18 protein-coding genes are annotated in these 15,410 nt (G+C 34.6%); 8 read left to right on the forward strand and 10 right to left on the reverse strand.

Annotation, left to right across the window (positions count from 1 at the left end; all coding sequences use genetic code 11):
• From F6K06_RS16870 to F6K06_RS16885, 4 genes are all read left to right on the forward strand, one after another.
• Positions 1–565 (forward strand): DUF3134 domain-containing protein (locus F6K06_RS16870; protein WP_287323274.1); only part of this gene is annotated, 565 nt, incomplete at its 5' end.
• 232 nt (positions 566–797) lie between these two features.
• Positions 798–1,883 (forward strand): phospho-N-acetylmuramoyl-pentapeptide-transferase, encoded by a 1,086-nt coding sequence (gene mraY / locus F6K06_RS16875; protein ID WP_287240486.1) that lies wholly within the window; start codon positions 798–800, stop codon positions 1,881–1,883.
• A gap of 223 nt (positions 1,884–2,106) precedes the next feature.
• On the forward strand, positions 2,107–3,033 hold the full coding sequence (locus F6K06_RS16880; RefSeq protein WP_124155025.1) for a glycosyltransferase family 2 protein: 927 nt from the start codon (positions 2,107–2,109) through the stop codon (positions 3,031–3,033).
• A gap of 574 nt (positions 3,034–3,607) precedes the next feature.
• Complete coding sequence (locus tag F6K06_RS16885; RefSeq protein ID WP_287240483.1) at positions 3,608–3,922, forward strand: hypothetical protein; 315 nt, start codon at positions 3,608–3,610, stop codon at positions 3,920–3,922.
• Between the two features lie 27 nt (positions 3,923–3,949).
• Here the strand turns inward: F6K06_RS16885 and F6K06_RS16890 are convergent, their stop codons facing one another.
• Both F6K06_RS16890 and F6K06_RS16895 read right to left on the reverse strand, forming a co-directional pair.
• Entirely contained in the window at positions 3,950–4,159 is a 210-nt protein-coding gene (locus F6K06_RS16890; RefSeq protein ID WP_287308834.1) for a hypothetical protein, read from the reverse strand.
• A 525-nt stretch (positions 4,160–4,684) separates the two neighbouring features.
• Complete coding sequence (locus F6K06_RS16895; RefSeq protein ID WP_124155027.1) at positions 4,685–5,176, reverse strand: 2TM domain-containing protein; 492 nt, start codon at positions 5,174–5,176, stop codon at positions 4,685–4,687.
• A 616-nt stretch (positions 5,177–5,792) separates the two neighbouring features.
• Here F6K06_RS16895 and F6K06_RS16900 point away from each other — a divergent pair.
• Together F6K06_RS16900 and F6K06_RS16905 are read left to right on the forward strand one after the other, a co-directional pair.
• A complete protein-coding gene (locus F6K06_RS16900; RefSeq protein WP_287240481.1) occupies positions 5,793–6,911 on the forward strand; it encodes a DUF262 domain-containing protein in 1,119 nt (372 codons plus the stop codon).
• Positions 6,911–7,591, forward strand: a complete 681-nt coding sequence (locus tag F6K06_RS16905) for an MAE_28990/MAE_18760 family HEPN-like nuclease (protein WP_124143343.1) — start codon at positions 6,911–6,913, stop codon at positions 7,589–7,591. The genes F6K06_RS16900 and F6K06_RS16905 overlap by 1 nt, the downstream gene beginning before the upstream one ends.
• Before the next feature lie 120 nt (positions 7,592–7,711).
• Here the strand turns inward: F6K06_RS16905 and F6K06_RS16910 are convergent, their stop codons facing one another.
• From F6K06_RS16910 to F6K06_RS16920, 3 genes are all read right to left on the reverse strand, one after another.
• Complete coding sequence (locus F6K06_RS16910) at positions 7,712–7,864, reverse strand: hypothetical protein (protein WP_161564337.1); 153 nt, start codon at positions 7,862–7,864, stop codon at positions 7,712–7,714.
• A complete protein-coding gene (locus F6K06_RS16915) occupies positions 7,852–9,507 on the reverse strand; it encodes an AarF/ABC1/UbiB kinase family protein (RefSeq protein WP_124143342.1) in 1,656 nt (551 codons plus the stop codon). The genes F6K06_RS16910 and F6K06_RS16915 overlap by 13 nt, the downstream gene beginning before the upstream one ends.
• 259 nt (positions 9,508–9,766) lie before the next feature.
• Positions 9,767–9,988, reverse strand: coding sequence for a hypothetical protein (locus F6K06_RS16920; RefSeq protein WP_124143341.1), 222 nt, complete (start codon positions 9,986–9,988; stop codon positions 9,767–9,769).
• A gap of 455 nt (positions 9,989–10,443) precedes the next feature.
• Between F6K06_RS16920 and F6K06_RS16925 the strand changes: the two genes are divergently transcribed.
• Entirely contained in the window at positions 10,444–10,710 is a 267-nt protein-coding gene (locus F6K06_RS16925; protein ID WP_124143340.1) for a hypothetical protein, read from the forward strand.
• A gap of 583 nt (positions 10,711–11,293) precedes the next feature.
• Positions 11,294–12,379 (forward strand): restriction endonuclease, encoded by a 1,086-nt coding sequence (locus tag F6K06_RS16930; RefSeq protein WP_124143339.1) that lies wholly within the window; start codon positions 11,294–11,296, stop codon positions 12,377–12,379.
• Positions 12,380–13,304: 925 nt separating this feature from the next.
• Here the strand turns inward: F6K06_RS16930 and F6K06_RS16935 are convergent.
• The 5 genes from F6K06_RS16935 to F6K06_RS16955 all read right to left on the reverse strand — a co-directional run bounded on the left by F6K06_RS16935 (position 13,305) and on the right by F6K06_RS16955 (position 15,178).
• Positions 13,305–13,493, reverse strand: coding sequence for a hypothetical protein (locus tag F6K06_RS16935; protein ID WP_124143493.1), 189 nt, complete (start codon positions 13,491–13,493; stop codon positions 13,305–13,307).
• Between the two features lie 43 nt (positions 13,494–13,536).
• On the reverse strand, positions 13,537–13,713 hold the full coding sequence (locus F6K06_RS16940; RefSeq protein WP_287240477.1) for a zinc ribbon domain-containing protein: 177 nt from the start codon (positions 13,711–13,713) through the stop codon (positions 13,537–13,539).
• A 68-nt stretch (positions 13,714–13,781) separates the two neighbouring features.
• Complete coding sequence (locus F6K06_RS16945; RefSeq protein ID WP_287240474.1) at positions 13,782–14,096, reverse strand: transposase; 315 nt, start codon at positions 14,094–14,096, stop codon at positions 13,782–13,784.
• Positions 14,080–14,760: an RNA-guided endonuclease TnpB family protein gene (locus F6K06_RS16950; protein WP_287240471.1), complete on the reverse strand. Its 681-nt coding sequence runs from the start codon at positions 14,758–14,760 to the stop codon at positions 14,080–14,082. The genes F6K06_RS16945 and F6K06_RS16950 overlap by 17 nt, the downstream gene beginning before the upstream one ends.
• A 277-nt stretch (positions 14,761–15,037) precedes the next feature.
• The gene (locus F6K06_RS16955) at positions 15,038–15,178 is read right to left on the reverse strand and encodes a hypothetical protein (RefSeq protein ID WP_287308835.1); all 141 of its coding nucleotides are present in this window, start codon (positions 15,176–15,178) and stop codon (positions 15,038–15,040) included.
• Positions 15,179–15,410 lie beyond the last annotated feature (232 nt).

Consider the following 15,410-nt stretch of genomic DNA (forward strand, 5'->3'; position numbering starts at 1 on the left):
ACAGGAAACAGTAAATCCACAACCAGTAGTTCCACAACCAACTACGGTACAGGAGACCGTAAATCCACAACCAGTAGTTCCACAACCAACTACGGTACAGGAAACAGTAAATCCACAACCAGTAGTTCCACAACCAACTACGGTACAGGAGACCGTAAATCCACAACCAGTAGTTCCACAACCAACTACGGTACAGGAAACAGTAAATCCACAACCAGTAGTTGTGTCACCAAGTATGGTGGAGGCAAAGGTAGAACAACCAGTAGGAAAACCAGTAGGAGTTATTAGTCGTAGAAATAACCAATCTCAGTCACAACCAGTTCTTGTTTACAACCCCTCCCTGCTTCTAATACCTCGCCATGAACCGGCAGATGTAATCCCTACCCAACGAGACTCATCTATAGTGGACTGGTTAGAAACATCAGGCAGAATGTTACCTAGAGATCCTTCAGAATCAGACAATTATCTAGAAGAGGAAGAGGAAATCTCAGAATTGATAGCTGTAGATGACAATTTTAGTGATGATGATGTTTTAGAAGGAAATGCCGATGACTCTGGTGAATAGATATTTTTCAACAATTAATAATTAATAATTAATTATTAATTATTACCTCTCCTTGAAAACGGATAGGATTGACGCGGAGTGGGAAAATTTTTTCTTTTTTCTCCTTGTAAAGGAGAGGCTTTAAACCTTAATTATTCGGTAATTACTAAAAAGCTATTCAGTTAAAAGCTGAATTTGATAATTATTTAATCAAACCTAAAGTATTAAAAAGTGTGTGTGGAGGAGATTTTTTATGCAAAATAAGCTCATTTTTAGCAAATCTATTGCTTTATCGGGAGAAAATTTATTTTTGGGTCTGGGTTTAGGGTTAAGCTCTTTTGCCCTAATTTTAGATAGCATGGCTAATCGAATTATCGGTATAGAATCTCTGAGCTTACCCCTAATTCTATGTGGTCTAGTAACTGCAAGTTTGGGGTATTGGGTTATACCCATACTTAGAAGACTTAAAGCTGGACAAATAATCCGGGAGGATGGCCCCCAAGCGCATTTACAAAAAGCAGGTACTCCAACTATGGGAGGTATATTTTTTGTTCCGGTGGGAGTAGCGATCGCTCTGTTATTATCGAAATTTCATCAAGATGTCATGGCAGTATCGGCAATGACTCTAGCTTATGGTTTTATTGGTTGGTTGGATGATTGGAGAATTTTGCAACGTAAGTCTAATAAGGGAATATCTCCGAAAATGAAATTGGCTTTGCAGGTGGGTTTTGCAATGCTATTTTGTGGATGGCTAGCATGGAGTCAACCTAGTACAGTTACTAATATTGCTTTACCATTTGGTTTACAATTATCTTTAGGATTACTATTTTGGCCTCTGGCAGGTTTTGTTTTAGTTGCAGAAAGTAATGCTACCAATCTTACTGATGGTGTTGATGGTTTGATGGGAGGTTTGGGAGCAGTTGCATTTTTAGGGTTAGCTGCTTATTTAGCTCCTACTGCTCCGGAGTTAATGATTTTTTGTGCTTGCATGAGTGGTAGTTGTCTCGGTTTTGTTGTTCATAACCGCAATCCTGCTAAGGTGTTTATGGGTGATACGGGGTCGTTAGCTTTGGGTGGAGGTTTAGCTGCAGTTGCTCTACTAACTAATACTCTATGGATATTGTTAATTCTTAGTGTGGTTTTTTTAATAGAAACTCTTTCGGTTATTGCTCAAGTGAGTTATTACAAGGCAACAAAAGGACCTGATGGTGTAGGCAAACGCTTATTTAAAATGGCTCCTTTTCATCATCATTTAGAATTATCTGGTTGGTCGGAAACTCAAGTGGTGGGATGTTTTTACTCAGTTAGTGCCATTTTGGCTAGCTTGTGCTTATTTTAAAAAAAAGGAGTCAGGAGTCAGGAGTCAGGAGTCAGGAGGGAAGAAAGAAGATCGGGAAAAGGAGAAAGTTTTTTTATCACTAATAGACATCTGGTAAAAATCCAAAATAAAATCAATTCTTATCCATAAATTATCAATTATTTATCCCTGTTACCTTTTCCCTCTTTTCTGAAGATGTCTAATTATCCGGACATGATATAAATTATTAATTGAAAAACCGATCATGACAAAAGTTTCGGTAATTGTACCAATTTATAATGGTGAGAAAGATTTGCCAGACTTGATAGAATGTCTGCGGTCGCAAACCTATCCCGCTGACCAAGTAGAATATTTACTCGTAGATAATAATAGTGGCGATCAGAGTAAATCACTAATTGAAGCAGCAGCACAGTCAAATCAAATTACAATTTGTCTAGTCACTGAAAATCAAATTCAAAGTTCCTATGCTGCTCGCAATGCTGGTATTCGTGCTGCGAGTAGCGAGATATTTGCTTTCACTGATGGCGACTGTCGTCCTCAACCTCAATGGTTAGAAAATTTAATTCAGCCATTTTCTGACTCTAATATTGGCATTGTCGTAGGAGAAATACTTGCTTTACCTGGGGACAGTTTATTAGAAAAATATGCAGATAAACAAGAGACTCTTTCTCAAAAACATACTTTAGCTAATTCATTTTGTCCTTATGGTCAAACTGCTAATTTAGCTATTAGAAAGCAAGCTTTTGTAGAGGTAGGATTATTTCGTCCTTACTTAACGACGGGTGGAGATGCTGATATTTGTTGGCGTATTTTACGGGAAACTTCTTATCAGTTTAAGTTTGTAGAAAATGCCGTAGTTAAACATCGTCATCGTTCAACTTGGAAAGATTTACAAAGTCAATGGCGCAGGTATGGAAAGTCAAATAAATATTTGCATGAACTGCACGGTATCGATTTAATGCGAGAGTTTAAAACTAAAGAGTATGTGTATCGTTTGAGTAGGTGGTTATTAAAAGAGTTGCCTCTAACAACGATGAAAATAATATCAGGTAAAGCAGAATTGGTAGAGTTATTTGATACTCCTATTGGTTTGTTAAATGGTAGGGCAAGAATTATCGGTCAAAAAGAAGCAAAGCTGTCAGATGAAGCACGACAAATTGAAAGATTTTAGGTAAGCATTTCCTCCGGAATGCTGCGCAAACAGCAGTCAGCCATCAGCTATCAGCTATTACTTTTAGTTTAGGATAAAAGCTTTATTAATTGTCTTACTACAAGAGTTGCTTCCTTTGCCCTTAAAGTCTATTTTAATTTAAACACTCTCCTTAAGGAGAGAATCTTTTTACTGATAGCTGAATGCTTAGGATTTTAGTCTAATTTTTTTATATGGAATTTCATTACTCAGGGTGCTTTAATTATTAATTTTTATAGAAGTTATTATAATTGCTTATCTAGCTAATTGGGAGTCAGATTTCAAAGATGAAGGATGAAATTTTGGGCAAAAATAGATGTTTAAAATAGTTTAGTTGATAAATGTCTAACTAATTAAATTTGTTATTTTCCTATGGGCTGTATTGTGATAATATGATTGACGCTTACTCCAGTAATAATAGTGGCAGGTAAGCTCAATTGAATCTGTTTAAAACAGGCCAAAAACTGATACATAATCTAATCAAAGAGGAGATAGTAACATGAAAAACTTGACTGTTGATAGTAAGAAGAACTGTTTATTAGTAGACAAAACATGGATGGAAAACCTGCAGAAAGAGGCTGCATCTGCAAGTTTAGATCCTGGTATGTATGTTTTGCGGATTAAGAGTGGATCATTTAGCTATGGTAGTGGCATGGGTGATGAACCATTTGTGTTACTCTGGATATATGGTGGCAAATTTGTTAACTTGAAGACAAATGTTGAAACTTCAGCTACATGGTCTTCTTTAAATGGATATGATGATACGATTACATTGGAAGTAAAAGAAACAATTACAGTTAGTGCTTTATTTCTTGATGTTTATGAAGATGATAATTCTGGTGAAGTTACTGTTTCTATTTTGGATGCGTAAATCATCAGTTTGATATTGGGTTTTTTGTCAAAAAATTAGTAATAAATTTGACGCGATCGCTCTCTTAATTACTGAGGTGGGCGATCGTTTCTGTTTATTTTGAAGGAAGAAGGAAGAAGAAAAAATCTTGCGTTGTTTGACTTTTATGCTAACGCTTAAGTGTTCTTGTTCATTAATTTGGTCAGATCCGAAGATTATTTTAAAGGCGTAATCAATTTTGGGGTTAATAAATTTCATAGTGTGTTTTATTGATTTCAATAAAACGTTTGAACACTAATAATAGGCGTTGATTTTTTAAATAATTTAAGTGAGCGATCGCTTATTTGTTAGGTAAGGAATTAGGGGTAATTTTCCATGGTTTTAATTAATCAAACAAACCTTCTCTTTCCTATGTATAATTAGACATCTCCAATCATCAAAAATCAAATCAATTATCGTACATAAATTATCAGTTATTTCTCCCTATTCCCTATTCCCTATTCCCTATTCCCTATTCCCTCTTTTCTGAATAGGCATTGATTTTTTAAATAATTTAAGTGAGCGATCGCTTATTTGTTAGGTAAGGAATTAGGGGTAATTTTCCATGGTTTTAATTAATCAAACAAACCTTCTCTTTCCTATATATAATTAGACATCTCCAATAATAAAAAATAAAATCAATTATCGTACAGAAATTATCAATTATTTATCCCTATTCCCTATTCCCTATTCCCTATTTTCTGAAGATGTCTATTTAGGAAGTATCTCAATTTATTTTCAAGACTATAAATTTTTTAAAATTTTATTTGCTAAAGAGCCAAAAGATTGACCTAATTGTTTTTTCAAACGCCATCTTTGAAAAGCTTGTTCATATTCTTCTCCTTCAATTTGAAAAGTTTTCCAGGCATCTAAAGCTAACCATAATCCCCACAATAATAAAATTGGTAAAGACCAGGAAAGAGTATGAGCAGTTACTAAATTCAGCAACAATAAAAATGAATTTACAATGCCATATTTAATCAAACTTTGCTTTAATTTGTCTCGACGAACTTGATTAAAAAGTTGTTTTTCCTGAAATTCACTCCGGTGGGAAAGCCATTCCTGTTCTGCTGCTGCTAAGTCTTCTGGAGAAATACCCATTTCATGAGCAATTTCTAATACTTGTGCTCTTGTTAGTTCGCCTCCTTCAGAGCGACGTGCTAGGGCAATTTGTAGAATTTGTTGGGCATCGTCTTGAGCATAAGTTTGGGTAATTTGGTTTTGTTGGTTTGTCATAACTTTATTGTTTAAATTTTAGAATTATTTCTATCATATATTCTAGCTTGCTATAGATATCAAAGAATAACAATAGTAGATTCCTGTCCTGTCAATAGGTGAAATTTCTACTGGATATTATTGGTCATTAGCACTAGAAAAAATGGGTGCATCTCAGTTTTGAAGAAAGCCAAAAATTTATCGCTTTTAGGGAACACCTGATCTGGGAATAGGGAATAGGAAAAAAAGTATTTTTGTAAATATGAGATGCACCCCAAAAATCAGGATGCTCTATAGTCTGAGTTTACCTGTAAATTCACCAAGTGGTTTGAGTATTCCCTCTTGTTGAATATAATTATTTATCCCTTAATTGAGATGCACCTCAAAAAATGACAGTTATATCAAAAGAGAAAATATTTTTTACAGAATAGATGTATTTTTTGTTTGTGATTATCTTAAATATTTACTTGATGAATAGTCTCTGAAGTTATATAGCAGAAGGAAGAAAGTTTTAGTTATTTAGGAGAGAAGGAAAAATCAGATTTTGTCTGAGTTTTAAGCTTTTGATAGGTCTTCACCTTTCTTTCGACTGTTATAATATACTTTCAGGTTTAAACAAACTACTTAAAACAAAAATATGCCATCAAAGTCGAAAGTTACTAACAGTAAAACAAAAATAACTAACGCACAAAAAGAAGCTGCTGAAGCTGAAATTAGGGTAAAACAAAAGCGTGTTAACTATGACACAAAAGAATATCCAGTAGAAGTTCTTACTCAGAAATATATGAAAGGAATAGAAAACGATACTAATGAGTTATTTATTCCTGATTATCAAAGGGAAATGGCTTGGGATGAATCCCGGCAGTCAAAATTTATTGAATCTGTACTTTTAGGATTACCAATACCTTATATATTTGTTGCTGATATTAATGATGAAGAAAATGAAGAAAATGAAGCTCGTTTAGAAATAATAGATGGTACGCAACGTATCCGTACTTTGGCTAAATTTATCAATAATGAGTTAAAACTGACTAATTTATCTAAATTAGGTAAATTAAATGACTTTAGATTTGAGGATTTACCTCTTTCTTGTCAGAGACGTTTCAATAGAGCTACTATTCGGATGATTCAACTTACTGAAGATGCGGATGAGGAAACACGAAGAGATTTGTTTGAACGGATTAATACAGGTAGTGTTGAGTTAAATGAAATGGAAAAACGTAGAGGTATATTACCTGGAAAATTTACCGATATAGTTGAAGAATTATCAAAATTACCCAAGTTTCGAGAGCTTTGTTTGTTTTCTGATGCAGCTATTGCCCGACGAGATCCTCAAGAATTTGTCTTACGTTTTTTTGCCTTTTTAAATAATTATCAAAATTTTGAGAGTAAAGTGGGGGTAAGTAAATTTCTGGATAAATTTTTGGAAAAAACTAACAAAGATAAAAATACAGACTTAAAGAAAATGCGGGATGAATTTGAAACAATGATAGATTTTGTGGAAAAACATTTTCCGAATGGTTTTCGGTCGGGTAAAAAATCAAATCAAACAACTACTAGGATTAAATTTGAATCTCTTTCTGTGGGTGTTGCTCTTGCTTTGAGAGAAAAAAGTAATCTTCAGTATCGAGGAGATGATTTGCTTAATCCTAGCAAGAGTAATTTTCAAAATTACACAAAAGGCGATGCAAGTAGTTCAAGGAAAAAAGTTATTCGTCGGATTGAATATGTACGAGACCAATTGTTAGATAAATAATGACAAGTATATTATTTCAAGACTTTAAGGAACGTTCTAAAGAAGTAAGTAAGTATTTTATTTTTCTCAAGAATTTAGAACAAGGAACTATTCAATTGGCAATGGAAGGTAAAGGAAAAGCAAAAATTAAGGAAATTGATTCTGAGTTAATAAAAACTTTGAAAGCAAGTGCTTTTTTACTGCTTGACAATTTAATAGAATCCACAATGAGAGACGCTATTGAAGCAATATTTGATGAATTGCAAAGTCAAGGTATTTCATTCAACAAAATTAGACCGGAACTAAAGAAAATTGTTCTGGAAAACCTCAAGAATAAAAGCTCTAGTGAAGTTTATCATATAATTGTAGATATCTCTCTTGATATTATTAAAGTTGGATTTGATAGAAAAAAACTATTCTCAGGAAATATTGATGCTAAACAGATTAAAAAAACAGCAGATAAATATGGATTTTCTGCAGACACAAAAACTGATAGTAGCGATTTATTGACAGTAAAGACTAATAGAAATGATTTAGCGCATGGCATTAAATCTTTTGCCGAAGTAGGCAAAGAGAAAAGTGCTGATGAACTAATAAAAATCAAAAATAATGTAGTGAAGTATTTGAGACAAATCCTAGAAAATATTGAAACATATTTAACTAATCAAGAATATTTAGATTCATCTACAAATACTCCCTAATATTATGTTCAGATTATGAAATATAATTCAATACGGTTCATATAAAACCAAAACTCATAAGGTATTGATCTATAGACTAATGTACTTTCCTTCTGGATACATCTCATATTTGCAAAAATACTATTTTCCTGTATATTCCCTGTTGCCTGTTGCCTGTTGCCTGTTGCCTAAAAGCGATAAATTTTTGGCTTTATTCAAAATTGAGATGCACCCTTCCTTCTTCCTTCTTTCTTCTTCCTTCTTCCTTCTTCTAACTGTATTTACTCTCGCCAACGACCAGAACGAAGAATACTAATAATTAACCACAACCCAAGAAAACTAGCTACTGCAAATAAAGCTTCACTTAATACAGATAACTGACTACTTTGAGAACCTGCAGTTACAATAGCAGCACCAATAATTAACGAACCTACAACTACACTAAAAGATAGTCTATTAGCCGACTTATTTACACTACGAGTCAAAGGTTCAAGATCTTTTAAAGTCAAATTCCACTTCAATGTTTCAGAAGTAAGTCTATCTAAAAATAAGTCTAGTTGACGAGGCGACTCTAAAGATAAATTCTTCACATCAATAGCTGTTCTTAATAAAGTTTGCACCGGATCGTCACCTAATAACTGTCGCCGAAATAAATCAGTCATTAATGGTTTAATCTCATCCAAAAGATTAATTTGGGGATAAAAACTACGAGCGACTCCTTCTAAATTTGCTAAAGTTTTAGAATATAAACCTAAATTACTTGGTAATTTAATTTTGTTGTTACGACACAGTTGTAAGATGTCATAAAATACTTCAGAAAAGTTGATTTCAGATAAGCTGAGATTGTAATATTTTCGCAGCATTTTGCTGTAATCATTTTCCAACTTAGCTAAATTTGACCGTTGAGCAACTTCTGCCATTTCTAAAGTTAACTGAGTACATCTTTTAGCATCTAGATCGACGATCGCTAATAATAATTCCGTTAAATTCTGCTGACTGCGAGGATCGAGACGACCTACCATTCCACAATCTAGTAGAGCAATACGTCCATCTTCCAGATAAAATATGTTGCCAGGATGAGGATCGGCATGAAAGAAACCGGTGATATAAAACTGTTGAAAGAAAGCACGACATAATAATGTAGAGAGTGCCTGCTTTTCTGCATCTACATCCCCATTATTGTTAATGCCTTTAACCTTCACTGATAAGATAGGTTTACCATCCAACCATTCGAGAACTAATATTTTCGGAGTTGTTAGTTCCCAATATACTTCCGGAAGCATTATTTGCTTGGGATCAAACCACTTACTGGTAGATAAGTCTCGACGTAGTTCATCGGTATAAGCAGCTTCCTTAGTAAAATCAAGTTCAGCTTTCAGAGCAACACTAAACTCTTCCGCAAGAGAAACTATATCGTAGTCATTGCCAAAATCTGTGAATGAAACTAATTCAGCTAAACTTTTTAGCAGGGATGTATCTTTGTCAATTATTCTGTCAATACCTGGACGTTGAACTTTTAGAGCTACTTCTGTACCGTCTTTTAGAGTCGCTTTGTAAGTTTGAGCGATGGAACCCGCTGCTACACACTCAGTATTAATATCACTAAATATTTCTTCTAGAGGTTGGGATAATTGTTGACGAATTAAGATTTCCACTTCTGACCAAGGTACTGCTGGTACATTGGCCTGCAAACTTGACAAGGTGTCAATATAGTCTGCTGGTAATAGGTCTGGACGGGTACTGAGTAACTGGCCAAGTTTTACATATACTGGGCCTAAATCTACAAGAATATTGCGTAGAACTTCTGGTGTTGGTATATCTGGTTCGCCAGTTTTGCCCCCTGTGAGGAGGGTTTTCATATAGTCCCAACCATTGCGGAACACAATTTCGACTATTTCAGCTCGGCGAGAATTAGTTGCTGTCAGGCTAGATAACACGGGGCCTCCCAATGATTGGATTGATGTTTGTTTTATAGCAGAAGGCAGAAGGCAGAAGCGGTGCGACCCCGCGTCGGCGACAGACGCAAGCGGTCAGACCCCGCGACGACGCCAGCTCGCTTGCGGAATGCTGACCAAGAGAGGGAATGCGCACCAAGAGAGGCAGAAGGAAAAATCTGGCGTTGTCTGAGTGTTCTGCTTTTGATCTGTCCTCACCTTTCTTTCGACTGCTTTACCGATAGGGAAAATCTGATATATCTCAATATTTAGGATAGCGTTGATCGAAAGCTGGCGCATTTTGAGTAACTTTCATCTCAGCCATAGACTTTTTTTCTTTATCTATACTGACTTTTAAGAATTTTATCCGAAATAAAATGTATAGCAAGGAACGAGTTGGTGTTTGACTGATGTTAATGATGAACCGTAAGACAGAGAAATACTTTTCCCACTGTTGCCTGTTGCCTGCTATATCAATTTTCAATCAAATTAAAACTTTTGACTTTTTATTTTTGACTTTTGTTTTAAGAAAAAGTATCTGTTTTGACAGCAAGAAAACCATAAATTAGAAAAATTTCCGCTTTACATTATTCCCAAAGTTCTTTATATTTATTTTATAATCAATAAAGATATGTAGTCAGGAATCCCAGGACTAAAGTTCAAGGGCTTGGATAGACTGCTTGAAGTCTTTGCCAGCCAACACCTGACTATCCTTAGATATTTGCAGTCTAAGTTACAGGTTAGTGTTAAAGTTCCTATCTTGAGATGCTCTCTCTGCCAGTCCTATCCTCTAGAACTCAATGGTTAAACAGGCATAGTGGGTTAAGCCAGTACCTTTGACATGATACCGACCTATAACATTCTCGTTTCGGCTATGGCCGATCTTTATTGATCCCCTAGCGAAAGCTAAGGGTTTCCAAATTACCGAAATATTTTTAGATGAATAATATAGAATCTGTCGCAATTGAACGGTTTCAGACTCGTAGTCCTATAGATTTAGACAGTTGTCAGTTAAACCGCGAGTTAGTTGGGTCTAGGGTAGTAATGGTGATTGACTGCCCATCTACGGAAAAGTGCCATCAACTTTGGCGCGATCGCTACCTATTAATGCGTCGGTGTTTAGATTTATGGTTAGCTCATCAAATCGTAATTAGTTACAAGGGACATCCTTATGGTCGTACTCCGATGCGTCAATCTTTAGCCTGATTATTTTCTTGGTTAAATTATATATATAGCAATTTTCATACTGGTGAGGCGCTATATAAATTATAGCTGGCGGTGCGCAGTGACGCACCGTTATTATTTTTTGTAAATTTTTAGTTAGAAATAATTTTGTTAAAAATTTGAAACTATTACTCCTATTGTCTGTTGCCTTAATATTTTCTATACAACAGGGAACAGGGAATAGGGAATAAAATATACTTTTGTATTTGAGTAGTCAATCTAAAAATAATTTTTCCTACTTATTTAAGCTGACTATCAAATATACAATTAATTTTGCTTAACTACTTAGTAAAAATATATAAAGAAAAGTTGAAATAACTAAGTTTTGGATGTACTTTCTCAGACTAACGTTTATTCAAAATTTATTTCTGGTCTCTATATCGCGATGATACTTACTATATAATTATTCAAAGCTTATTCTAAATAATAAATACTCAAAAAAATAGCAGTGTTAAATAATTTGTCAAAAATTCAAGCATATAGATAAAAAGTATGAAATTGTTACTGATAACTGATAACTGAAATGACCCATTTTGCCTAATTTCAATATATTCCAAGATATTTTATGCACAACGAAAATATAACTGCTAGACCTATTCAGAAAATTCTATTTGGTAGCCCAGGTACAGGCAAAAGTTATAAAGTGCGAGAGATAGCAACTAATTCGTTGGGAATTAAATGGCATGAACAAACAAAATCATTAGAAAACACAATTAAAACAGTCTTTCATCCTGAATATACTTATGCTGATTTTGTAGGAAAATTATTGCCACAGACTATCGGCAGTTCGGTTATATATAAATTTTATCAAGGTCATTTTTTACGAGCATTAGGATTAGCTTACAAACATTTAGTTAATAATAGTAATGAGAATGTGCTGTTAGTAATTGACGAATTAAACCGAGGTAATGCTGCTGCTATATTCGGTCCGATTTTTCAATTATTAGATAGAGAAACAGATAATTGGTCAACTTATGATGTCAATTTATCAGAGTTAGAAATAGTGGCTTTGTTAGGTTCTATGGGGTATGATGCTCAAACAACTGATAAAAATATACAAGTGGATGGAAGTAATTTTGATGTTTTTTGTAAGATGACAAAGATGAATTTAGAAATGAGTAATAATCAGGATGGTTTAAGGGTCTTAGAAAATTTGACAAGTCAGAGAATTTCTATTCCTAGAAATTTATCGATTATTGCGACGATTAATACTTCGGATGAGTCGATTTATTATTTAGATAGTGCTTTCAAACGGAGATGGGATTGGGAATATGTGGATGTGCCTGGTTATGGGATAGAAAAAATTAAAGATATAGCGATCGAAGGTAGGGATGAGAAATGGGTTTCTTTTGTGAATAAGTTGAATGATTTTATTAAGGTCAATCATCATCTAATTCGCCGCATTGAAGATAAACAAATTGGGGTTTGGTTTTTGAAGTCTGAAGATAATCAAGTTACGAAAGAATCTATAGAAAATAAGTTAATGTTTTATCTGTGGGATAGTGTATTTCCTAGAGATAGAAGACCTTTGGAAGATTTATTATCAAAAGTGGATAAACAAAGTATTAAATTAATTACATATTCTGATTTTATTGCTTTATCTGACGATTTTATTGATGCGATTATTTCTTGTGAATGGTTGACTTTTTAACTAATTTTATTTTTTGCTGTTTCTAGATGATATTTAATACAGGAAAAGCCAGAGGAGAAAAGGAAAGAGTTCAAGAATTTAGAATTAAGAATTTATAATTTATAATTACCTCTCCTTGAAAAGAAGAGGATTGGGTTAAAAGGAATTTTTTTCTTCTCTTGGTCGATTGGATATGGCGAGGAGACCTCGCCATCCCACCCTTCGGGAAGCTGCGCTAACGACCGCTTTTTTCTCCATGAATGGAGAGGCTTTATACCTTAATTTTTCGGTAAGATTTTCAACCAGATTTAGTATTATAAAAATTTTTACTTAATTTGCTCGTAATTTCTTTAACAATTTCTCGATCGCTTGAGTTTTTTTTACAACTGATAACTGATAACTGAAATGACCTGTTTTAGCAGATTTGGTGGTAACAATTACCCAATCATTAGAAACCAGTAATTAAAGATATCGTTGGCAGTAGTTTTACCGATAAATTGTGGTTTAAAGCCTCCACTTTTAAGGGGAAAAAGAAAAAAAAAATCCTTTGAGTCAATCCTCTTCTTTTCAAGGAGAGGCAATAATTAATTATTAATTATTAATTGTTGAAACTCCTCTGAATTGAATTTAAAGGTAGTTGAAATGTTGTCAAATTTATTCAATAAATTAAAGTAAAAATGATTTGCTATGATGGGGATAATCATGGCGATATACTACTAACAGGTGCAATAATTATTGTATTTTTTGTTGATACTAACTCTTGCCGTTGTTTGTGTAATTTTATTGCTTGTATCTAATGATTTTTCTCTTTATTCATACTTAATTCTCAGTAAACGTTGCGATCGAATTGAGGATGACTGTGGATATGTTCTAATATACTGCTGATAATTTCTAGACCAAAATAAGATTTTTGATTGTTAGATCGGGATTTATTTTTAGGAGACATCTAGTGGTTTTGTTGGGTATGTCGCAATAGGAATTTTTGCTTAGTCTGATATTTTTTTGGTAGTCGGTGGTTTTGTTGGGTATGTCGCAATAGGAATTTTTGCTTAGTCTGATATTTTTTTGGTAGTCGGTGGTTTTGTTGGGTATGTCGCAATAGGAATTTTTGCTTAGTTTGATATTTTTGTGACATTGACATCCTCCCCGGCCTGAAGGCACGGGGATTCCTACCGAGCCTAAGCTCCTCGGTGGGTTGACGTTTCTTTGGCTGCTGCTAGCTTGAAGTTAGTCTTATGCTTGCCTCCACGTCCGTTTAGTGTCTCGGACTGCCCGCCCGCGACTAATATATTTATTGCTGCATTCTCGTCTCGATCATGTTTTGCACCGCAGTTGAGGCACTCCCATTCTCGCACCTGAAGGTCTAGCTTCCCACCTTTAAAGCCACAATTTGAGCAAACTTGGGATGTTGGCTCAAGGGCGACTAATTACTCTGAAATCGCGACCATATTTTTCTGCTTTTCCTTCTACAAAAGTCCTGAATGTTCTCCAACCGTGCATCTGATACCCACCCCTCTTGCTCCCCTCCCGGGAGGGGAGGGGGTGGGTTACGGTTCTTAATCATTCCAGAAACGTTTAAATCTTCTAAAACAACTGTTTGGTTTTCACGAATTATTTTAGTAGATAATTTATGCAGAAAATCTATCCTTGTATCTTTTAATTTGGCATGAAACTTAGCCATTCTAGCCCGTGCTTTTTCATACCTTTTAGAGCCTTTAGTTTTATGAGATAATGACAAACTTTACCTTTCTTAATTTCTTAATTCGTTTCTTCAGTGGCTTAGGAGCATCAACCTTTGTACCGTCACTAAATGTAGCAAAGGTTTTAATACCTAAATCTATACCTACTGAATTATCAGTTTGAGGTAAGATTTCTGGTTGTATTTCTACTACAAAACTCAAGAAATATTTATGAGCTGAATCTTTGATTACTGTTACTGATGATGCAGCAGTAGGTAATTCTCTTGACCATATAATTTTCAGCTTTCCAATTTTCGCTAAATAGACTTTATTCTGACCAACTTTAAACCCACCTTTTGTAAACCTAGCAGTCTGTTTTGATTTTCTGCTTTTGAATTTAGGAGGTTTAACAGGTCTACCTTTTCTCTTGCCTTGAGTTGATTTAAAAAAGTTTTGATAAGCCTGGTTTAAATAATTCAATGATTGCTGCAATGGTATGTTAGAAACCTCTGACAACCACTCTCTTTCTTCAGTCTTTTTAGCTTGAGTAATAAAAAGCTTTTGTAGTTCTGAATTAGTAGATTTCTTTTCTCCTGATTTATACCTCTGTTGGCAGTAAGCTAGACTATCATTCCAAACCACACGGACACAGCCAAATAGCTTGGCTAATCGGTATTTTTGTCCCGGCGTTGGATATATACGGTACTTAAATCTAGCTTTCATAACTTGGCTTTTAAACTAACAAAGTAATAACATATTTATTGAAAAAAAATCAACCCGCAAGCAATAAAAAGTCGCCCTAGAAGGGCGAGGCTTGAGACCCATTTTTTCGGTCAATAGAGTTGTTGCGGATAAGAAGCGAAGAAGAAATTAATGTTTTGGTTTTATAATCACTAATTAGGGCTTGCTGATTAATCCTAAAAGTATTGACATCTCAAGGTTTCAGCCTTATTAGGTTTAAAAAAAGTGCCAGCTTTTCGCTCAAGAAAGCTCAAAAAAACTAGCATTTTGGGCAAGAGTTGGGCAGAAAAATTAAGGGACAATTCTTTCTACTACATCCTCTGTAATTCCCATTTATCCTGACTCCTGACTTCCCCTCCTGGGAGGGGTTAGGGGTGGGTTGACTCCTACCCTCACCCATAAGACTTTTTCAGCAAACCCTAATTATCTGAGTTTAATATTAGTCCCTAAATTTATTGCCCTAGTTTACCGAATAATTAATAATTAATAATTAAATAATTTACGCCTTGAAGCCTCCCCTTTTAAGGGAAAAAAAGCGGTCGAGGGATGGCGATGTCTCAAAGCCATATCCAATGGACTAAGAGAAGAAATAATACTTCCTTATATTCAATTCCGTAGCTGTTAAAACCTGG

The sequence above is a fragment of the Okeania sp. SIO1H4 genome, from assembly GCF_010672695.1.
GTDB lineage: Bacteria > Cyanobacteriota > Cyanobacteriia > Cyanobacteriales > Microcoleaceae > Okeania > Okeania hirsuta.